We start from the raw sequence: 19,437 nt of genomic DNA, 5'->3' as shown, positions 1-19,437 counted from the left end.
GTGGCCTTTGTCGGCCAGCCAGAGGCTCACGTCCTGGATCGAGCGCATGAGCACCGACGGATTGTCCCGCGCGGGAATGAAGCCCGAGTTCTACCAGTAGCGCTCGGCCTCGGCGTCGATAGCCCCGCACCACCACCGCGCGGCCGCCGACGATGTCGGCGCCGGCGACGCAGCGATGCAGCGCGTCCTTGACCAGACCGCTGCCGACGCCTTGCCCGGCATGTCGGTGGTCGACGGCGAGTTGTCCGATTAACAGGGTCGGATCGGGCCGCCGGCCGGTGCGGAGGCGCGCGGTGCGCTGTTTGGCTGGATCACGCCTGGCGCGAGGCCGTAATAGCCGACGACTGTGCCCTCGTCGTGAACGATCAGGACGCGGGTAAACCGCGGGCCTGGTTCGTTCGCGCGAAGCCAGCCAGCCAGGCGTTGAGTGCCGGCTTGCCGCAATCGAAGCTGTCGAGGCGGTGCGTGTCATCGAGGAGTTCGATGCCTGAAAGCGCCACCTAACGGTCCCAGGGCGGGGACCGGCGCAGCCGCTCGGCCGCCTTCGGCGGAGGCGCAGCGGCGGGGGCTGAGATCGCCTGCATGAAAGCGTCATAGGCTTCCGGGGACACGATGGCGGTTGTGTTGACGATGGCCGCCTGCGCCTCGTGCAGTGCTGCGCGCCGCATGAAGTCGGTGCGCGACAGGCCGAGCAGCTCCGCGCCGCGGTCGATGACCGTGAGATCGTCGTCGCGAAACCGCATCGAGACGGATATCTTCCTATTCGCGGCGGCGGCCATGGTGCGTTCCTGTGCTGGATGGACATACGTCCGTGCAATGCAGCATGACACCGGATTTGCGTGACGCAACATTCCTGTTCCTGCGACCGGCGTACAGGCATGCGGAAACGGCGGACTGATCCGATCCGAGGTATGCTCCCTGCCGCGAAAGAGAACGTCAATCCAGACGGCTGACGCGGCGGCCCTCGCTGCGCGCTTCGATAAAGGCGCCTGCGATCTTCATCATGAATGCCTTGCTGAAACGACCGAGGGGCTTACCGTCGGATTCGATGTACCAGGAGCGTTCGGCAATATCGTAGTTGTATTCGTCAACCACGATCCAGCAGCGTTTGAGATCGGTCAGACCGGCGCGGCGGCACTCGATAGCGGAGACTTCCAAACCGACCCGATCGCTGGTCGGTGGATGGGTGGTTATCGCCAGGAGCGCGAGATGGGTCAGGCCATCTCTTGCGCCGCGGACAGCGGCCGGCTCTTGCGGCCTTCCGTTTCGCCGCGCTCGTGTTGCCATGCCCAAAGATACGGGTAGGAGATCACCTGACCAGGCAGAAATCTACCGCTCATCATCGTATCCTTCCCCGCGCGCCAGTCGGTCGATCTCGGCGGCGAAGAGTTCCGTGTGTTCCTCTGGCATCTCGGAGACACGGTATGCGCGGCGGGGATCGCCGCCGATGCGCATTCGTTCGTAGTGCTCGTAACTCATCAGCACGAACCGGGGTTTCCGGTGCTTGGTAAGAATAACGGGTTCGCGGCTGGCAACGTCGGTGACGTCGCCAACCTGCTTGTTGAGATCCCCCGTCGTGAACTGGCGCATGGCTGGACTCCTTATCGATCTCCATATTATCTGGATTTTCTTGATTTGCAAGAAAACGGCGCTCACGCGCCGCCCTCCGCGAACCGCCAGACGGGGATGCCGAGCCGACGCGCCTTGTCGGCAAGGTTGTCGGTAATGCCGGAGCCGGGAAAGACGATCAGGCCGTAGGGCGCCACGGAGAGAAGCTGGTCGTTGCGGCGGAACGGAGCCGCCTTGGCGTGTCGGGTCCAGTCCGGCTTGAAGGCGATCTGGGTGACCTTGCGGTTCTCGGCCCAGCAGGCGGCGATGCGTTCGGCGCCGCGCGGGCTGCCGCCGTGGAGCAGGACCATGTCGGGATGCTTCTCGCGGGCCTTGTCGAGCGCCTCCCAGATCCGGTCGTGATCGTTGCAGTCGAGGCCGCCGGCGAAGGCGATCTTGGTGCCGGCTGGAACGAGCACCTCGGTTTCGGCATGGCGGCGGGCGGCGAGGAAGTCTCTGGAGTCGATCACCGCTGCGGTCATCGCCTGGTGGCTGACCTTGGAGCCGGTGCGCGGCCGCCATGCCGATCCGGTCTGCGCCTCGTAGAGGTCGGCGGCCTCATCGCGCATGATTTCGAGCACGTTGCGGCGCTCGATATAGGTGATGCCTTCCGCTGTGAGCCGTTCCAGCTCCACCGACTTCACCTCGGAACCGTCCTGTTCCTGCTGGCTCGAACGCTGCGCCTCCTCATTGCGGTCGAGGTTGCGGGCAACGCGCTCGGCGGCCCGGTGGAAGACGTTAGTGAAGGACCAGAGCAGGTCGTCGAGATCGGGCTCGAGCCTGGTGTCGCCGAGCATGCCGGCGAAGGTCTCGACGATGCCGGCGAGGCCGGCCCGGATCGCCACGTCGTCGGGCAGCGGGCGGGGATCAGGTTCGTCCTGCTGCGGGCGATGGCCGTACATCTGCAGTTCGAGAATGACGCGGTCGGTCGGCGAGGAGGCGTGGTAGGGCTCGTAGGCGTCGTCGAAAGGAAGCTCGTAAGTCATGGCGGTATCTCCGTCGGTTTCGGCCGCGCCCATCGCGGCCTGACAGCGCATCCCGGCCGCGCCCCGGGCGCGGCCGCACCGAAGGCCGAAGCGCGAGCGGAGGACGGCGCAGCCGTTGCGGCCGTGACCGGGGGGTGGCGGGGGTCGCCTCTCGGGCAGGCCGCGGGCGCGGCCTTTCCCGGCGGACCGCCGCCATAGCTGCAAGGCTTCCGGTGACGCCACCCTGCCGTCTGCCGGCCCGACCCGTTCATCCGGCTGGCAGGAAGAGACGGACATCCTCCGGGACGAGCTGATCGCTGAGCCATGCCGCGAGATGGGCCGGGCCGAGATGGCGCAGATCGTCGTTGAAGTCGCCGAGCTGCGGCCGCAACACCAGGGCGAGGATCCCGGCCTCGCTGGCGCGTTGGCTGAGACGCTCGATGCCGTGCCGGCCGGCGGCGTCGGCATCGGCTGCGATGTAGAGGCGGCGGCAGCCGGGCGGGAACGTCAGGCCGGCGAGGTGATTGGCCGAGGTGGCTGCTGCCACCGGCAGCACCGGCACCACGGTCCGCAGCGAGGCCATCGTCTCGAACCCCTCGCCCGCGGCCATGACCGGGACGGTCGCACCGGGCTGGTGGCCTAGCCAGATGCCGTTGCCAAGGATATCCCCCAGCGAGCGGCGTGGATCCGCGAGTTGCGCCTTGCCGTGACCCGAAGGATCAAGCCAAGTCCGTTGCAGGCCGGTGATACGCCCGTCGAGGTTGGTGACAGCAGCAATCAGCGCAGGCAGGGTCTGCGTCTCGCCCGTTACCAGATTCCTATGGTAGCAGCCGGGATGGAAGCGCAGCGCGCGCTCGTGCGTCGAAAGCAGAATGCCGCGGCCGGCAAGATAGCGTTCGGCCAGCGTGCCGGCGATCGGCTGGGACATGGCGAACAGACGACGCGCGGCCTCAGGGGAGCCGCGTTTCGCGGCTGGCTGGCACTGCGCGCCAAGGGGCTGAGGTTGGAGCTGGGGCGGTGGCAGCGGCATGGAGAGGAAGCGACGTGCTTCATCCGCGACTTCGCGGAAGTCGACCAGACCACAGCTTTCGCGGATGACATCGAGCAGATCGCCAAATTCAGAGGTCGCCTCATCGACCCACTTACCCGCAGTGCCCTTGGTACTGGTCTTGAGCCGCACATGCATGGAGCGGCCGGTCGTGTTGCGGGCATCACCGACCATCCAGTAATTGCCGGAGCGATGGCCGTTGGAGAGATATTCCCGGCACACCGCCTCGGCATGATCGCCAAGGCGGCGTGCCAGTTCGGAGGCCGAGCCGGTCATGATCGCCTCCCCTCAAGCCGCCGCGGTACGGTCGGTGACCCCGACCAGCGTATGGCGATCGAGGAGTGTCGCGAGGATGGCGGAGCCTTCGTCGCCTGTCGGGACGAACAGCTTCAGCTTCCAGGAGATGATTTCGGAGATCAGACCCAGCGCCTTCAGCCGCGGGACCATCGCTTCGGTGAAGCCGACCAGCTCGACGCGGTAGTCGTTCATGACGCGGCTGCGGCGCAGGACCAGGCCTTCGGCAAGCTGCAAGCCGATCTTGCCTTCGATCAGGCCTGTCCATGCCGCCTCCGGCGCAAGCGTCGGCACATGGTCGATACCAAGATTGCGTAGCATGGTGGCCACCAGCGTCGGCGCGATGTGACGGCCGATGATGCGTTCGCCGGCATCGGTCTGGATCCGGTAGACCTGGCAATCATGATCGGGCAGCCGCCGCCAGATCGGCAGCAACAGGCCGGCGACGATGTAGAAGGTGCTCGGGGTGAACTCGGGGACCGCGGTGACTTCTGCCTGCCACAATTCGCAGAACAGCTTCCGGTCGGCAGGCTGCCAGTGGGTTTCGGCAAGGGCGTCGAGGCCGAAGCGCAGTTCGTCGGTCGGCCGCAGCAGGCGCGCGCGATGCTCGACGGTTCCGTCGTCGAGCATCAGGCTCGCGGTCGGCAGCTGTATTGCCGCGCGGCTCGAACGTGTGTTGACCAGCAGAGCCGATTGGGGCTCCCGTACGATGGCCAGCGCGTCGACGAGGCCGAGCGGCCGGCTACGGTCCTTGCGCGCGACGGTCAGCACATGCGACTGCGCGCCCGAGACCGGGTGCGAGTAGACGGCGCGGCGATCGGTAACGACGATGCTCTCCGCCGTGATCGTCTCCAGCCCCTTGTCGTAATTGCCGGCGGCAATGGCGCCTTCTATTCTTCCCGCCATCAACTGCTCGAACACCTCGAACAGCAGGTTCTGGGTTTCGATGCGCAACGCTAGTAGGCGATTGAGCCAGGTCGTGATCGGCGGCAGTTCGTCGCGCAGCCCGCCCTCGTCAGTCGTCAGCGACAGCCCGGTCACAGTCTCGAAGGTCGTGAGCGAGCAGCCCTCGATCTTGCCCAGGTGCAACAGAAGATAGAACTGGCGAAGGGCCGCACGGGCATAGGGGCTTTCGAGATTGTCCTCGGACCGGAACAGTCCCGCCCCGCCGGTCTGGCGCTGGCCGCGCGTGATCGCGCCCAGCGTGTCGAGCCGTCGTGCGATGGTCGACAGGAAGCGCTTGCCGGCTTTCACGTTGGCGGCCATGGGCCGGAACAACGGCGGTTGCTTCTGATTTGTTCGGTGGGTCCGTCCGAGACCCTGGATGGCGTTGTCGGCGCGCCAGCCGGCCTCCAGCAGATAGTGTTTGCGCAACCTCTGGTTCTTCACCCCAAGATCGGCATGATAGGAGCGGCCGGTGCCCCCGGCATCCGAAAAGATCAGCACGCGCTTGTCGTCATCCATAAAGCTCTGGGTCTCGGCGAGATTGGCCGAGCCAGGGCGGTTTTCCACGGCGAGCCGATCGATGCCGTCGCGGCCGGTCTTCTTCACGATGCGGCGCGAGCGGCCGGTCACCTCGGCAACCCTGGCGGTGCCGAAGTGATGGATGATCTGGTCGAGCGCGCTGCCGACCGGCGGCAGCGATGCAAGTTTTTCGATCATCTCGTCGCGCCGGCGAATGGCCTCCCGGCACTGGACCGGGTTGCCATCTTCGTCGTGGACAGGCCGCGAATAGACATTGCCCTCCGCGTCCGAATATTCCTCGAACAGCTGGGTGGGGAAGGAGTGCAGCAAGTACCCGCCGACGTACTCGCGCGGCGTGACGTCGACATGCAGATCCGACCATTCCTCGGTTGGGATATCGACAAGGCGTCGTTCCATCAGCGCTTCGCCGGTCGAGACGATCTGTACGACTGCCGCATGCCCATCGGCGAGGTCCTGCTCGATCGCGCCGATCAGCGTTGGCATCATCATCGAGGTGATCAAATGCGAGAAAAAACGTTGCTTGGTACTTTCAAAAGCTGAGCGCGCCGCCGATTTTGCGTTGCGGTTCAGCGTGCCGGCCTCGCTGGTGATGTTGGTGGCCTCGAGTGCGGCAGTCAGGTTGTTATGGATGACCTGGAAGGCGTCCGCATAGGCGTTGTAGATGCGGATCTGCTCATCGGTCAGTGCGTGCTCGAGCAAGTCGTATTCGACGCCATCATAGGAGAGCGAACGCGACATATAGAGGCCGAGCGATTTGAGATCGCGGGCGAGCACTTCCATCGCCGCGACACCGCCATTCTCGATCGCGGCGACGAATTCGGCTCGGTTGGCGAATGGAAAATCCTCGCTGCCCCAGATGCCGAGACGCTGCGCATACGCCAGGTTCTCGACGGCGGTCGCACCGGTCGCGGAGACGTAGACAACGCGGGCATTGGGCAGCGCGTGCTGCAGCCGCAGTCCCGCCTTGCCCTGCTGCGAGGGCGCGACGTCGCCACGCTCGCTTTTGCCGCCAGCGGCATTGGCCATGGCGTGCGCTTCGTCAAAGACGACGCCATCGAAAGACTTATTTGCCCCCGACGGGTTTTCTCCAACCCCGTGGCTTTCGTTAATCCCCGTTTGGTTTTCGGCCCTCCCAGCCGACTTTTCTCTGCTCCCTGTCGGGCCTTCGGCCCACCTCGCCTCTTGTCCAACCCAGTCGAGGATCTGGGCGATCCGGGATTTCTTGCCATCCCGTTCCTGCGAGCGCAGGGTTGCGTAGGTCGTGAACAGGATGCCCTCGGCAAGGCGGATCGGTGTGCCCTGCCGATAACGTGAGAGCGGCTGGACAAGAAGTTTTTCCTGGCCAAGGGCTGCCCAATCGCGCTGGGCGTCCTCAAGCAATTTGTCCGACTTGGAGATCCAGATCGCACGGCGGCGGCCCTGCAGCCAGTTGTCGAGGATGATGCCGGCGACTTGCCGTCCCTTGCCGCAGCCGGTTCCGTCGCCCAAAAACCATCCACGGCGGAAGCGGACAGCGTTCGCCGCACCTTTTGGCGCGGCCGAGACGACATCGCAGGTCTCGTCAACCGTCCAGGCGCCGGTAAGATGGCCGCAATGGGCCTCGCCCGCATAGACGACGCTTTCTAGCTCGGCGTCCGACAGCAGGCCTTCGTCGATGAGCGCATCAGGTAAAAGCGGCCGATAGGAAGGTTTTGGTGGCGCGACGGCGGCCATTGCGGCCGACTGCACGAGCGGCGTCGGATGCGGCTTGGCGCGGGGAATGTCGATCGACTGGAGCGCGTACGGTTCGTAGATCGTGTCGGTGAGGCGGCCGCACTCCTCCGGGATCCAGTCGCGCAGCTCATAGGCGAGCGGGACGGCAGGCGCGCTGCTTGCCATGACCCGGCGAGCGGGCTTCGCCTGCACAATCGGACGGACCGATTGGATGGCCTTCGGAGCAGCCGTTGAGACACCGAGGGGTGCGGCTCTCGCCCCCGATCGGGCGCCCATGTGCATGGCGGCATTGCGCAGGATGCCGCTTGACAATGCACCGATCGAGTCCGGAAAGCCGCCCGGTGCTCGGGGCGGCAGGGCGGAGATCCAGGAGAGCAACGTCTCGACATCCATGGCCTTGCCCGGCGAGCCGGAGAAGCTGGTTGGGTCGGTAGCAGGAACTTTGTCGATGATGGTCAAGCGGGTCTCAGTGGTGGTGCCATGGCGGGCGTAGACACGGCCGTCGATCGCCGCGGTGAAAATGACGGTGCCCTGCTGCTGCAACCGTTCGAAGGCGGGCCGCCATTTGGGATTTTCCGGAGACAGTCCGGTGCCGGTGATGGCGACCAGGCGTCCACCCGGACACAGGCGTGCGAATGCGGAGGAGAGATGCCGCCATGCCGCATCGGCCACGTGGCCGTCGACATAGGCGCCGACGCTGAAGGGTGGATTCATCAACACGACGGACGGCTCGATTGCCGCGTCGAGATGATCGTCGATATGGGCGGCGTCGTGCCGCGAGACGGGGAACCGGGGAAACAGCAGGCCGAGGAGATCGGCCCGCGTCGCGGCAAGCTCGTTGAGCGCGATCGAGGCGCGCGCCATCTCGGCATGGACGGCGAGCAGGCCGGTGCCGGCCGAGGGTTCGAGAACGAGGTCGCAAGATGCAATCGCCGCGGCGTGCGCCGTGACGAAGGCCAGCGGCAAGGGCGTGGAGAGCTGCTGCATGGCCTGGCTCTCGTCGGAGCGTCGTGTTTGGGTCGGAACGAGTTCCGCGATGCGCTTCATCATCGCCAGCGTTGCCTGCGGCGTGGTCGACCGGGACAGGATCGCCGGGCCGAACCGGCGCAGAAACAGCACCTGGGCGACTTCGAGCGCCTCGTAGGCGTCCTTCCAAACCCAGAACCCTTGCGCATCGCTGCCGCCAAAACTTGTCGTCATGGCGGTGCGCAGTGCGGCGGTGGTGACAGGCTTGCCCTGCTCGAGGAAAGGCAGAAGCAGCGTTGCCGCTTGATAGATTGCCTGGGCGTTGTTGATGGAGGCCTGCGTCGGCGCGCCGAGGGAAGCGGCCGTACGTGCGACGGTTGAGATGGTCGAAACAATGTTCATGGAAATGTCCTTCGCGAGAGGGGGAATGATGCCCGCGCCGGCACTCTCTCCGCGCCAGCCGAGCCGCACTCCTCCCGGCTCCCCTCTGCCTCTGGCGCCAACGCACCAAGGGGTTGCGCTCTGCACAAAGCCATGACTTGAATGCGCGGACAGGGATGCGGCGGCGACCTGGAGCTGCGGAGGTGATGCGACGGTTCAGAATTGGCAGTGCGGTCTACGAGGAGGGAGCGCCTGACCTGCAGGCGGCGCTGGCGAACGCCTATACCCGCACCGAGCGTCCGCTATGCCTGTGCCGCGAGCCGGGCTGCCCGATGTACATCGCCCGCATCGGCGACATTCATCTGATCAAGCGCATGCCGCTCAGCGGCGGCGGGCATGATCCATCCTGTGATTCCTATGAATCGCCTTACCAACTGTCCGGGCTGGGCGCCTTGATGGGCAACGCGATACAGCTCGATCCGCAAAACGGCTTGGCCGCCCTCAAGTTGGACTTCAGCCTGTCGAAGACAGGGAGCCGGGCGGCATCGGTGCCTGCGGGGCAAAGTTCCGCCAACGTGACCGCCGATCCCAGGAGGATGTCGCTGCGTGGCCTGCTTCATTATCTCTGGCACGAGGCCGAACTGACGGTCTGGACATCGAGGTGGGCCGGCAAACGGCATTGGTGGAATGTGCGCTGGCATCTGCTTGAGGCTGCCGGGCAAATGACAGTGAGGGGCGGACCACTCGCGGATATCCTGTTCGTGCCCGAGCCGTTTCGGGCCGAGAACAGGCAAGCCATCGAGCAGCGTCGCAACGCGGTTCTCGGCATGGCGCTCCCGCCGAAATCCGGCCCACGAAAGCTGCTGGTTCTGGTCGGCGAGGTGAAAGAGATTGTTCCTGCCCGATCCGGTCAGAAACTTGTTATCAGACATTTGCCCGGTTTTCCCTTTATCGTCGACGATGCAATGCATCGGCGTTTGCAGGTACGTTTCGAAAATGAACTGTCACTGTGGGGAGCGGATTCCAGCTCACATCTCATGACGATCGCGACGTTCGGACTGAACCCGGCCGGCCTCGCCATCGTCGAGGAGATCGCGTTGATGGTGGTGTCCGAGAACTGGATTCCTTATGAGACGGTCCCGGAGAAAAGGCTCGTCGATGGGCTGGCTCGTCTTCGCGAGAAGAGCGTGAAGGGATTGCGCTTTGACCTGCAACCCGACCAGCCGATCGCCAATGCGTTGCTTCAGAACAGGGACGAGCCGACAGCGCTCTTTGTCGTTCCAGCCGGAGCGGACGAGACCTTTGAAGCGTCGCTCGACGAAATGATCGCCGCGCGTCCGGAGATCGGCTCCTGGGTATGGCGGGTCGGCGAAAGCGATATGCCGCCGCTGCCGCCTTGAGTGTCGGCGGAATTTCCGTCGCTGCTTCAGTATGCCTTAGGCCAGGCCCAGCTTTTTCTTGAGCTCGGCATTTTCCTTGCGCAGACGGTCGGCAAGCAGGCTCTTCAGGCGCTTGTTTTCTTCTTCGAGCGCGACAAGATCACGGAGATCGTCGCTGTCGGAAGAAGGTGCGGCAGCCCTCTTCCACTGATAGTAGGTCTGCTCGGATATGCCGGCCTGGCCGACCGCAATCTTGCTGGTCGCGCCGCCAGCGATCGATTTCTCGATCTGGGCAAGCTTCTGGGAGCGTTCCTTCTCGGAATATGTCTTGCGGGCGGTCTTCGCTGCCACGGGAGCTTCCGCGGCTGGGGGCGCAGGTTTCGCTCCGTTCTTGCGGACCGGCTTTACGAGCTCTGCCTTCGCTTTCTTTGCCGCCGGAACTCTCTTCTTGGATTCAGGCACTTCCACTTTGGCTGGGGCTACTGTCGTCTGAACAGCCTGAGCGTCCTGAAAATCGGCCATGATATACTCCGCTAGTGGTTTTTCTCCTTCTTCAGCATCAAGGGGTCTTATACTGAAGTCAATGACCTGGGAATTTGGAAGCTGAGCAGCATCAGTCGGCTGCGTCATCTCGGTGGCAATTTTGGACAGGTCGAGATCGCCCCAGATCGAATGGCTTGGCTTTTGCTTGCCGCGCCTCTGTTTCACTTCCACGATGAATGGCCGGATCTGGCGCTTCATAGTCTGTTCCTGATGTGAGCATGACTTGCAAGCCAAGTCGTTTGTTCGTGTTAGCGAGTACCCGACGTATCGCTTCGTCGTGCTTTGTCGGAGAAACCCCGCAACGAGCAAGCGGTGTGTCATGGGCCTAGGGCAACCGGCTCAATCAACGGGGGCAAACATGCCTAACGAGAGAGAGCTGTCTCATACACGCCATGGCTCAGGCGTCTAGCCGGCGGAGTGCGATGACTGTGCACAATCCGGCTGGAGCGATTGCAATCCCTATTTTCTTGGGAACTAATCTTCTCATGGCGGCGGATGAGCTGGACGCGCTTGTTTTCGGGATGGCGGTCGACAGCGTTCGTGCGCTTTCTGTTCCTTTCGCGGAAAAAGTCGCAGAAATCGCCCACAGAAGTCACGGCGTCCTGCTTTTCAATTTGCGCATCGATGGCGACATGGAACTTCAGCGCGTCGCCGCCATCCGGTATCCAAGTAATCAGACAGGCATTCTGGCGCTGGACAAGCAGGGCTCGGCGATCAGCCATTGCATGGTCAACGGCACTTTCTCCAGCTTTATCGCTCCCTTGGAGGACTGGAACACTCTGCCGCTACCGATGCAGGCCAGGACGAGTATCGCCGGCCCGGCCAGCCTCTTTATCGGCGCCTTACGCAATGCCGGATACATCCTGCGCGGCAGGTCCTGATCCGAAATTTTGCGCGGTGACTGGCCGATCATATCGTCGAACCAGTCGGCCACACGGCTTCGCTAAGGCGATTACCCACGGTGATCAGGTGACAAGGATCATCCGAGTTGAAGTCTGACCCTGATAGGTGGCTCGCTGAACTACGAGCACCTGGTCGGTGCTGGCCTTAAATACCGTGAAAATGCGCCGGCCGGCGGCGACGCACTGATCGAGCAATGTCGGTTGCCGTCACGGTATCTTGGAAAGCGATAGGGCTGCGTGCAAGCGATCGTAATGTGCGAGAGCGTCTCGCCCGTCGGCGTCCGATGGTACGCCTCCTCGATAGACATCGCGCCGCATAGCCTATCCGACGCGCCTCGTTTCAGCGGAGTAGGCGGACCGTGCTAATAGGGACGTTTCGCTTCCTAGCGGCAACTCTCAGGGACAACCTTTATCGTCGCCTCCCTTCTTTGAGTTCCGGCTTGATCGGGCGGAGGACAGGAGTTCGTCAATCTCGAGATCCGACAGATCATCGAGCAGCTTGAGGACAGCATCATGCCTTCCGGCGTTAACGAGAACCGTGCCTTTGCCGCGATGTTCGGCCCACCCGGTCTCGGGATCTGCGTTGCGGGCGATGCCCCTGAGTTCGACGGGGGTCATGTTCCAGATCGCCTCGAGCTTCTCCGCGCGGGTCATGCTGTCGCTCGCGCCGGTCTCGTGGGCGATGATGGCGGCGCGCATCTTGTCCGGGGATTGCCGGTCCGTGAGGTCGCAAAAACCATGAAAACAGCGTTCGCGGACGCGGATCCGGATCGTGAAGAATACGCTGGTCACGTTGCCGGCCTTGAACTCCGACATGCCGAACATGCCGGTGCGCATGAAGAGCGGCGGCAGCAAACCGAGCATGAAGTGATATTCTGACGCGGTGATCTGGAACCACTCGCCTGAATAGGGAGTGCCGGAAAGCGGATCGATGCCGGGAGTATCCTTGTGTCGGCTGAACAGTTGGAACATCTGCTCGCGGGTGGCGACGCCGTCGAGCACCTTCCTGAAGGGTGGATGTGCGGTCATGGGATTCTCCTGAACGCGGGTCGGCCACGCGTGGCATGAACCGCGTCGTCGCAACTGTTTGGTGGTGTTGTGGCTGTCGACTGGCCGAGCCCGCGGCCGGCGCGTGCACCGGCGATGATGGGGTTTGCAGGGTTCAGGCGGCACGTCGCTCGGAGGAACGCGAAGCGTCTCGACCAACCCCAGTGATGGCACGCACGGCGGCGGCGAGCGCCGGGATGTCGTCGAGCATGCCGAGCGCGACGAAGTGGTTGGCCCCGCCGACATAATCCTTGCGGCCCTTGCAGGTGCGGATCAGGATGCCGTGACCTGAGGACAAACCGAACTGGCCGACCTGAATGTAGGCACGGTGATGGTACAGGGTGACTTCGCCGGAAACGGCAATACCCGCCTTGTTTGAGCGCAGGTCAAAGCAGCCCGATGGCAGGTTTAGTTCGGCGGCGAGTTTTTCAGCCGTGAACGCGCTGTCGTGTGAAAACGCCTCTTCTGCTTGCTCGTCATAGGAGCAGCTTCTGTTCCAGTCGAACATGTCGATCTCCATGAAATGAACAGGCCCGTGATCGCTCACGCGATCCCGGGCCCGTCATCGGGTGGGTTAAATGGTGGAACGGTCAGGCGGCCGCGCGGCCCTCAATGACGTCGGCGCCGACCCCGTCCGCGGAGACTTCCTCGAGATAGGCCCGACCATACTGGTTGTTGGCGAGCCAGCGTTCGGCCGCCTCGCGATCCTTGGCGAGATAGAGCAGCTCCGGGCTGTCGCCGCGTTCCTGCAGGACGCGGACCATGCCGATCGTGGGACGCTCGACGATCTCGAAACCCAGGTCACTCTCGACGGACCAAGTGCGCCTGACCGAGACGACGATGATGCCGCCCTGCTCGAAATCGCCCTCATGCAGGGTGAAATAGGCCGGCGAGCTATAGGTCGCGCGCTCGCGCGGCGGTTCCTTCCTGACCAGGCGACCGACGCCGTTGCGGCTTTCCCAGGCCGCAAGTTTTTTGGTGAAGCGAGCCGGCGGTTTCGCGGTGCCGTCGCTGTACCGGATAACGCTCCCCAGAGGAGCGGATTCGTACACGATATGTGCGGACATGTGGATTTCTCCAGCGGAAAACGAAAAGGACCCGGCGGAGTGCCGGGCCCGGTGCGAGCGTGAGGCCGATTATTCAGCGGCCTGGAGGTGGTCCGCCTCGTCGCCGTCGCTGGTCACCGGCTCATCGGAGGACGGATCCGCATCGTCGGCGAGAAAGGCCGGCAGCTCGGCGGCATCGCCGTCGCGAGCCGCCTCGTCCGACATATCGCCGGCGACCGCGTCGCCAGCATCGGTAGCCACTTCATCGACCTCAAGACGCAGCGGCTCGGGCAGCCAGTTCGACCCTTCGAGAAGACGCGCGGCTTCACGCGCCATGATGTCCTTCTTCATGTGGTCGATCAGCTGCGCGGAATCTGCGCCACGCGCTTCATGGACTGCCTGTAGAATCCGCGCCTTGGTGAGCCGCCCGAGGAACTCGACCGTAGGCGTCCAGCCGGCGTCGACCATGTCGAACTGGAGGGAACGGCCGAGCACGTCTGCATGCTCGAGCGCCTTCGGTCGCCTATTCCAGGGTTCGACCACCGCATTGAGGGTCAGCGAGACGCAGTGCGCGAACAGCGCCTTGCGGCTTGCTTCGTCGAGGCCGAGAAGGAAGTCCCACAGGCCTTCCGTCTCATCGGGCAAATCGCGGTCCCAGGCTTCGTGCCGCTCGGCGATCTCCTTGGCCCAGGATGTCTCGGCAAGGCCGTCGACCTGGCTGAAGCTGCCGCTCTTCAGGCTGATCTCCAGGCACGTGTCCGGCGCGAAGCGATAAAAGACCTGCAGGACGAAGGCATGGAGTGCCGCGACGATGGCGATGTCGACGTCAGCGGCGAGCGTGTTGCGTAGTGCCAGCGTCCGCTGCGCGGTCAGGTCGAAGACCAGCCGATCGGGCAGTGGCTTGATGCCATCATCCTCGCCGTCGTCACTAGCGCTGTCGTTCACCGGCTTGCCGTTTACGACAACACCATCGCCATCGTCGCCGCCATTGGATCGGGTTCCGCCGTCGGCGCCCCCTTCCTCGCCCTCATCGACGTCGCCGGTTTCGGTCCGCGGCTCGTCCTCGGACCGCACGAAACCGGCGTCGACCTGGAGCTTGCCGTTCGCGGCAAGCGTAACGAACACACCGGCAATGGCCTTATGGGCGGGATCGTAGCTTTGAGGACGATCATCCATCGCATCGAGTTCGGCACCCAGCTGGTCGAGCTTCGCCTCGATTGCCTCGTCGGCGTCCTCGGCACGGGCATAGTCCGCATCCAGCTTGTCGTATTCGGCCTTCAGCGCCTCGTAGCGTTGGATGTCCTCGGCGCTGAGCTCCTGCGGCTCGGCGTAGATCCGCCGCATCCCGGAGGTGTGGCCATAAGGGAAGCTGATCGCTGCCTCGACCCATTTCCACCCTTCGGCGCGGATCGCCTCGGCATCCATCTTCAGCCTGTCGAAAACGAGCTGCTCGAGGAGCGCCGCATCCTGGAACCAGCCGCCAGAATCCTGCTCGAACAGGTCGCGAAGGATGACGCCGCCGGCAGCTTCATAGGTTTCGGCGCCGACATAGACGGCCCGGCGATCATCGGCCCGGACCGTGGTCTCCGTCAGCAGGCGCCTGATGCAATAGGGTTCCTGCATGTGCGAGCCGGCAATCCGCTCCCAGACCTGCTCCTGGCGCGCGTGATCGTCCGAGATCGAAAACGCCATGATCTGCTCAAGCCGGATTTCGTCCTTCTCGTAGAGACCGAGAAGCCTCGGCGACACCGATGCCAGCCGCAGGCGCTGCCTCACCGTCGCAGGCGATACGAAGAAGCGGGCGCCAATCTCCTCCGGATCGAGGCCCTGATCGCTGAGCGTCTTGAAGGCCCGGAACTGGTCGAGCGGGTGCAGGTCGGCGCGCCGCAGGTTTTCGGCAAGCGAATCCTCTTCGGCCGAGGTCTCCTGCTTACGGTTGACGATGCAGGGGATCGGCTCGTTCTTCGCCAGGCGCTTCTGCTTGATGAGGATGCTGAGCGCGAGATAGCGACGGCCGCCGGCGGGCACCTCAAACATGCCGGTCTCCTCGCCCTCGCCGTCGAGCACGGGACGGACGTTCAGGCTCTGGATCAGCTTTCGCCGCCCGATGTCTTCGGCCAGCTGCTCGATCGACACGCCGTCCTTGATGCGCCGGACATTCTTCTGCGACAGCCTGAGCTTGTCATAGGGAATGTTCTCCGCGGCGTTCATCGCAATCTTCTGAATGGCGTTGTTTGCCATGGTCAGGTTCTCCATGACGGGCGGCCCGGGGCCTCTCCCCGAACCTCCAAGCCCGTCAGGAATCTCCCCTCCCCCCTCTGCCTCCAGGCCTCACACCGGCGCCGGCCGCCTGCCGCAAAGCTTCGCTGGACTGCGGACGGCAGAGTGACTATGCCAGGGTTTAGTACCGAAGTGCTCACCGCCAATGAGGCGGCGGCGGTAACGCAGGTGCCGCTTAAGCAGGTGCATCGCATCATCGATGCCGGATTGCTACGCGGCCGTGTCGAGACACGCCGCGGCAGCCGCGTCATCATCGGAGCGGGTCTCGTCGGCCTACGCCTCGCCTGGCTGACGGCGGAGACGCTGACGCCTGCCGCGCGGCGGCGGATCGTCGAGCACGCCATTGCCGATGATGCTGCGCCCGTGGTCGCGGACGATCCGCTTAAGGTCGATCTGAAGCCGATCACCGCCGGGGTAAGGACCGGCCTCAGCCGCCTGAGGAAAGCCAAGGCCATGGTGGCGCGCGATACAGCGGTACTTAGCGGTCAGCCGGCCTTTGTGGGAACACGCGTGCTTGTTCATGACGTTGCCGACATGCTCGCCAATGGCGATACGCCCGAGACGATCCGTGCCGCCTATCCGCAACTGACTCTCGACCGGATCAGGCTCGCGGCCGACTATGCGCTCGCCTATCCGCGGCGTGGCCGTCCGCCGGTCAAGCCGGCGTGGCGCAGCACGGCGGCGAAGTCGGCACGCACAATCCGTCTCGACGATCTGCCGGCCGTTTCGTGAAATTCCTGATCGACGAATGCCTGAGCCCAGAGCTTGCGAAACTGGCGCGAACGGGGTTTTCCAGAGTCGAGCCATGTGCGCTGGCTGGGCCTCGCCGGCGCCAAGGACCATATGGTGACCCGGCGCGCGGTCGATGACGGCTATGTGCTCGTCACGCACAACACGACCGACTTTCGCGGCCTCTATCGCCGCGAGGAGCTGCATGTCGGGCTGGTCGCCTTCAACACCGCCCTGGCCTGATGAGCCTCGATCTCCAGCACAGGCTCTTTCATCTCGCCCTTTCGGACCTCGGTGAAACGAAGTGCTGGAGATTACGGTGGATGTCGCGCGTACCATCACCATCGAACGGTTCAATCTACCCGACTAACGGACCTCCGAATTCGTTTCCTGCAATCGGGCTGCCAGAAGCCGCCGCTCGCATAACGAAAAAGCCCGCCGCGGGAGGAGGTGCGGCGGGCTTGATTTGGACGACAGCATTCGGGAGGAATAAATGCCGTCCCTGATCGCCAAGGTCGGGAGGAGGTGACCCGGACGAAACTCCATACCGACAGGCTACTCCCTTCCGCGCAGCCGAGAAGCATTAATTGTGCATAGCAGCATTGCGGTTTTGTGCGGCGCACATCCGGGCCGGAGAGATGGGTTTTCCCGGGTACCAGCGCAGGCCGTATGCTGCGCGCCGCAGCGATGCACATGTTGGAACACTGGCAGCGTCAGCAGCCCAGTGACGTTCATACGCCCCGGCGCGCAGCATTGCGGTATCATGCTGCCAGATCGAGCAGCTTCTTGGCCTTGCCCTCCATCTCCAGGCGAACATCCTGATGCGGCTTGTCGCGCGCCACCCGCGTAATGCCCTGCACGAAGTCGAAAATAGAGACGGGCGGGTGCCCTTCCTCCGAAAGCATGGCATCGATGATCTTGGTCGTCTCCACCTTCGAGAAGCCGTGCTTGCGCAGGAAACTCTGGCGATCTTCATCGTCGCGAGCGACGATCCGCTCCCGCGAAGCCTTGATGCCATTGACGAACGGCATGGGCGAAGACTCCGCGAACTGGATCAGCGCTGGTTCGGCTTCCAGGGCAAAACGCGAGGCGGCATATTTGGAATGCCGGATGGTGATTTCCTCGAAATCTTCGACGCCCCATAAATTACGATTCTGGCACACTGCGCGTAGATAGAAGCTGGCAATCCCGAGGGTGCGGGCTCCGACTTCGGAATTCCAGCAATAGAAGCCGCGAAAATAGAGATCCGGTTCCCCGTTCGGCAGGCGCCCGGCCTCGATCGGGTTCAGGTCGTCGACAAGAAACACAAACACATCGCGGTCGGACGCATAGAGCGTCGTTGTGTCGTTGGAGATGTCGACGTTCGGATTGTAGATTCCCGTTGACCAGTTGAGCACACCGGGCACCTTCCAACGCGTGTCGCCGGTGCCGTTGCCGGCGATTTTCTGCACGGCCGCGATCAACTCTTCATCGAAAATCCTGCCGTAGTCCGGACCCGTTACCGCTCGTAGCTCGAGGCGTCCGTTCTCGATTTCCAGCGTCTTCACCTGTTCGGCGCGGTGGTTGAGGAGACCGTGCTGAAGGTTGATCGCCGCGAGCGGGGCCGGAAGCTGGCGCAGATAGGGGGCCGGCGTGCCTACCAGGCTGGCGAGTTGGCCAAAACTCCAATGTGTGGGGGCAACTGGGGCAGGCGCATCGGGCAGCATTAGCCTCAGGCGCTGCGGATCGTCGCGGCTGGCCTCGACGCGGATCAGCTCACTTTCGACGATGCGGGTCTTGCTGCGCTCCGACCGGGCCTTCACCGAATTCCGAAGGTCGGTGAGGGTTAGGTATCGCTCGTCCGCCGGCCGGTTGAACCATTCTGACGACACGCGGCCGATGCGCTGGCCGCGGCTTATGTCGACCTTGTAACCGGCACGCTCGTTGCGCTTGGGCGTGTGAATTTCCATGTGGGTCATAGGTGTCGCTCCTCGGCGGGCGCCGGGAGACTCTCTCCCGGACCTTCACCCGCCACCGCGGCCCGCCCGCCCTCTTCCTCCCCGGCATCCGCGCGCCACTGGAAGCGTCGGCATCGCGGCAGCGGCCGTGTCAAGGCTGGCACCCAGGAAGGAAGGCTCGGGCTTCAGGAAAGCCCGCGCCTGGGACCAAGCGCCGCTTCACCTTCCGGACGCGACAGAAATCCGCTGTGCTTTCTTGCGCACCAAGACCCGGGACCCATCCGGATTTCAGGTAGCGGCCTGCTGAAATTGGACAGGCAACTTGCCTTGAGATTGGGCAACTGCCAGTTCTGTTCTGGCCCTAGCCAGAAATGTATGAATTGACCACACGTCATGATACGCGAAGACCGTGTCATGGTCGGAATTGAGAGTGTAATTGCATGTCGAGCAGGTTCGTCCGGCCCGTGGTGGTGCAAGTTGGCCGGCATGACCGTGAGCGCGTCATATTCGATGTGAACGACGCAGCAACGATCCTGCTGCGGAGTTTCCCTCATCAGACGGAGAAGCGAAAACTGGCGATGGATGCATGTCTTCAGGTTCTGCGTGGTGAAGCTCAGCCGTCGTTAGCTAGACGGGCCTTCGTTGCAGCGGCGTTAAAAGCGAAAATCCTACGCAGCGACTGAGGTCCAAATTGATAGTAGCCTCGACGGCTTCCAAAGTGACTGGGGGAAGCTGAGCTTCACGCCCGTCGCAGCGATGACCGGGATTTGTGCAGCCGAAGCAGAACATCGAGTCCTGGCGTCGTGGGAAACAACCCGACGTGGCGGCGGAGCGGCGCGCGGCGGCGCATCCGATCCAGAATGTCAGCTTCTAAATCGGCGGATCGGGTCTCATTACGATCGTGCCGCGCGAGTGGCTGGAGGCGAACGCTTAGCTGCCAATGCGCGAAATCGACGAAAACGGACGGAGGCGCGTAGACGCGTCCTCCGCGATCGTGGAATTACCTGAATCGCCAAGCTGGGCCCCAACCTGCAAGGCCGGCGCCGTCAAGCGTTCTTATTCCACGCCCCCAGAGGCGCCGGCCGCCTTCAGAAGGAAGGCAGCGGAGTTTGGG

Annotated in this window: 17 protein-coding genes and 1 pseudogene; 5 read left to right on the top strand and 13 right to left on the bottom strand. The window is 63.6% G+C overall.

Features of this window, described 5'->3' with window-relative positions; genetic code table 11:
• Window positions 1–365: 365 nt before the first annotated feature.
• The 7 genes and pseudogenes from NKI39_RS22390 to NKI39_RS22360 all read right to left on the bottom strand — a co-directional run bounded on the left by NKI39_RS22390 (window position 366) and on the right by NKI39_RS22360 (window position 8,481).
• Entirely contained in the window at window positions 366–500 is a 135-nt protein-coding gene (locus tag NKI39_RS22390; protein ID WP_023723161.1) for a hypothetical protein, read from the bottom strand.
• Complete coding sequence (locus NKI39_RS22385; RefSeq protein ID WP_352834475.1) at window positions 501–779, bottom strand: type II toxin-antitoxin system TacA family antitoxin; 279 nt, start codon at window positions 777–779, stop codon at window positions 501–503.
• A 157-nt stretch (window positions 780–936) separates the two neighbouring features.
• A pseudogene (locus NKI39_RS22380) lies at window positions 937–1,340 on the bottom strand (hypothetical protein).
• On the bottom strand, window positions 1,330–1,590 hold the full coding sequence (locus tag NKI39_RS22375) for a type II toxin-antitoxin system prevent-host-death family antitoxin (RefSeq protein ID WP_352483438.1): 261 nt from the start codon (window positions 1,588–1,590) through the stop codon (window positions 1,330–1,332). The pseudogene NKI39_RS22380 and the gene NKI39_RS22375 overlap by 11 nt, the downstream one beginning before the upstream one ends.
• Window positions 1,591–1,652: 62 nt before the next feature.
• A complete protein-coding gene (locus NKI39_RS22370) occupies window positions 1,653–2,594 on the bottom strand; it encodes an SLOG family protein (RefSeq protein ID WP_352834473.1) in 942 nt (313 codons plus the stop codon).
• Between the two features lie 247 nt (window positions 2,595–2,841).
• Window positions 2,842–3,897, bottom strand: a complete 1,056-nt coding sequence (locus NKI39_RS22365) for a DUF7146 domain-containing protein (RefSeq protein WP_352834470.1) — start codon at window positions 3,895–3,897, stop codon at window positions 2,842–2,844.
• 12 nt (window positions 3,898–3,909) lie between these two features.
• Window positions 3,910–8,481: a strawberry notch-like NTP hydrolase domain-containing protein gene (locus NKI39_RS22360; RefSeq protein WP_352834467.1), complete on the bottom strand. Its 4,572-nt coding sequence runs from the start codon at window positions 8,479–8,481 to the stop codon at window positions 3,910–3,912.
• 185 nt (window positions 8,482–8,666) lie between these two features.
• Here NKI39_RS22360 and NKI39_RS22355 point away from each other — a divergent pair, with 185 nt between their 5' ends.
• Complete coding sequence (locus NKI39_RS22355; RefSeq protein ID WP_352834464.1) at window positions 8,667–9,860, top strand: DUF1173 domain-containing protein; 1,194 nt, start codon at window positions 8,667–8,669, stop codon at window positions 9,858–9,860.
• A 36-nt stretch (window positions 9,861–9,896) separates the two neighbouring features.
• Here the strand turns inward: NKI39_RS22355 and NKI39_RS22350 are convergent, their stop codons facing one another.
• Window positions 9,897–10,580, bottom strand: a complete 684-nt coding sequence (locus tag NKI39_RS22350; protein WP_352834461.1) for a transposase — start codon at window positions 10,578–10,580, stop codon at window positions 9,897–9,899.
• A gap of 224 nt (window positions 10,581–10,804) precedes the next feature.
• Between NKI39_RS22350 and NKI39_RS22345 the strand changes: the two genes are divergently transcribed.
• Entirely contained in the window at window positions 10,805–11,263 is a 459-nt protein-coding gene (locus NKI39_RS22345) for a hypothetical protein (RefSeq protein WP_352834458.1), read from the top strand.
• Window positions 11,264–11,680: 417 nt separating this feature from the next.
• Here NKI39_RS22345 and NKI39_RS22340 read toward each other — a convergent pair whose 3' ends face one another.
• From NKI39_RS22340 to NKI39_RS22325, 4 genes are all read right to left on the bottom strand, one after another.
• Complete coding sequence (locus tag NKI39_RS22340; protein WP_352834455.1) at window positions 11,681–12,313, bottom strand: DUF1419 domain-containing protein; 633 nt, start codon at window positions 12,311–12,313, stop codon at window positions 11,681–11,683.
• 133 nt (window positions 12,314–12,446) lie between these two features.
• On the bottom strand, window positions 12,447–12,839 hold the full coding sequence (locus tag NKI39_RS22335; RefSeq protein WP_352834453.1) for a hypothetical protein: 393 nt from the start codon (window positions 12,837–12,839) through the stop codon (window positions 12,447–12,449).
• An 82-nt stretch (window positions 12,840–12,921) separates the two neighbouring features.
• Entirely contained in the window at window positions 12,922–13,398 is a 477-nt protein-coding gene (locus tag NKI39_RS22330; protein WP_352834450.1) for a UCP036055 family protein, read from the bottom strand.
• A 69-nt stretch (window positions 13,399–13,467) separates the two neighbouring features.
• A complete protein-coding gene (locus tag NKI39_RS22325; protein ID WP_352834447.1) occupies window positions 13,468–15,618 on the bottom strand; it encodes a ParB/RepB/Spo0J family partition protein in 2,151 nt (716 codons plus the stop codon).
• Between the two features lie 150 nt (window positions 15,619–15,768).
• Here NKI39_RS22325 and NKI39_RS22320 point away from each other — a divergent pair, with 150 nt between their 5' ends.
• Both NKI39_RS22320 and NKI39_RS22315 read left to right on the top strand, forming a co-directional pair.
• A complete protein-coding gene (locus tag NKI39_RS22320) occupies window positions 15,769–16,389 on the top strand; it encodes a DUF433 domain-containing protein (RefSeq protein WP_352834445.1) in 621 nt (206 codons plus the stop codon).
• 33 nt (window positions 16,390–16,422) lie between these two features.
• Window positions 16,423–16,629: a DUF5615 family PIN-like protein gene (locus NKI39_RS22315; RefSeq protein WP_352834441.1), complete on the top strand. Its 207-nt coding sequence runs from the start codon at window positions 16,423–16,425 to the stop codon at window positions 16,627–16,629.
• A 518-nt stretch (window positions 16,630–17,147) separates the two neighbouring features.
• Here NKI39_RS22315 and NKI39_RS22310 read toward each other — a convergent pair.
• Entirely contained in the window at window positions 17,148–18,344 is a 1,197-nt protein-coding gene (locus NKI39_RS22310; protein WP_352834438.1) for a DUF932 domain-containing protein, read from the bottom strand.
• A gap of 419 nt (window positions 18,345–18,763) precedes the next feature.
• Between NKI39_RS22310 and NKI39_RS22305 the strand changes: the two genes are divergently transcribed.
• Window positions 18,764–19,006: a DUF982 domain-containing protein gene (locus NKI39_RS22305; RefSeq protein WP_352834436.1), complete on the top strand. Its 243-nt coding sequence runs from the start codon at window positions 18,764–18,766 to the stop codon at window positions 19,004–19,006.
• The last annotated feature ends 431 nt before the right edge of the window (window positions 19,007–19,437 follow it).

Source organism: Mesorhizobium sp. M0664 (assembly GCF_040320565.1).
Taxonomy (GTDB): domain Bacteria; phylum Pseudomonadota; class Alphaproteobacteria; order Rhizobiales; family Rhizobiaceae; genus Mesorhizobium.
Note: the sequence above shows the minus strand (reverse complement) of the source record. Positions and strands in the feature narration are given on the sequence as shown.

Bases quoted from the DNA above. Each gene is read 5' to 3' on its own strand.
- NKI39_RS22370 (WP_352834473.1), bottom strand. From the start codon at position 2,594: ATGACTTACGAGCTTCCTTTCGACGACGCCTACGAGCCCTACCACGCC.
- NKI39_RS22305 (WP_352834436.1), top strand. From the start codon at position 18,764: ATGTCGAGCAGGTTCGTCCGGCCCGTGGTGGTGCAAGTTGGCCGGCAT.
- NKI39_RS22310 (WP_352834438.1), bottom strand. From the start codon at position 18,344: ATGACCCACATGGAAATTCACACGCCCAAGCGCAACGAGCGTGCCGGT.
- NKI39_RS22350 (WP_352834461.1), bottom strand. From the start codon at position 10,580: ATGAAGCGCCAGATCCGGCCATTCATCGTGGAAGTGAAACAGAGGCGC.
- NKI39_RS22355 (WP_352834464.1), top strand. From the start codon at position 8,667: ATGCGACGGTTCAGAATTGGCAGTGCGGTCTACGAGGAGGGAGCGCCT.
- NKI39_RS22320 (WP_352834445.1), top strand. From the start codon at position 15,769: ATGCCAGGGTTTAGTACCGAAGTGCTCACCGCCAATGAGGCGGCGGCG.
- NKI39_RS22335 (WP_352834453.1), bottom strand. From the start codon at position 12,839: ATGTTCGACTGGAACAGAAGCTGCTCCTATGACGAGCAAGCAGAAGAG.
- NKI39_RS22375 (WP_352483438.1), bottom strand. From the start codon at position 1,590: ATGCGCCAGTTCACGACGGGGGATCTCAACAAGCAGGTTGGCGACGTC.
- NKI39_RS22340 (WP_352834455.1), bottom strand. From the start codon at position 12,313: ATGACCGCACATCCACCCTTCAGGAAGGTGCTCGACGGCGTCGCCACC.
- NKI39_RS22325 (WP_352834447.1), bottom strand. From the start codon at position 15,618: ATGGCAAACAACGCCATTCAGAAGATTGCGATGAACGCCGCGGAGAAC.
- NKI39_RS22360 (WP_352834467.1), bottom strand. From the start codon at position 8,481: ATGAACATTGTTTCGACCATCTCAACCGTCGCACGTACGGCCGCTTCC.
- NKI39_RS22330 (WP_352834450.1), bottom strand. From the start codon at position 13,398: ATGTCCGCACATATCGTGTACGAATCCGCTCCTCTGGGGAGCGTTATC.
- NKI39_RS22365 (WP_352834470.1), bottom strand. From the start codon at position 3,897: ATGACCGGCTCGGCCTCCGAACTGGCACGCCGCCTTGGCGATCATGCC.
- NKI39_RS22385 (WP_352834475.1), bottom strand. From the start codon at position 779: ATGGCCGCCGCCGCGAATAGGAAGATATCCGTCTCGATGCGGTTTCGC.
- NKI39_RS22345 (WP_352834458.1), top strand. From the start codon at position 10,805: ATGACTGTGCACAATCCGGCTGGAGCGATTGCAATCCCTATTTTCTTG.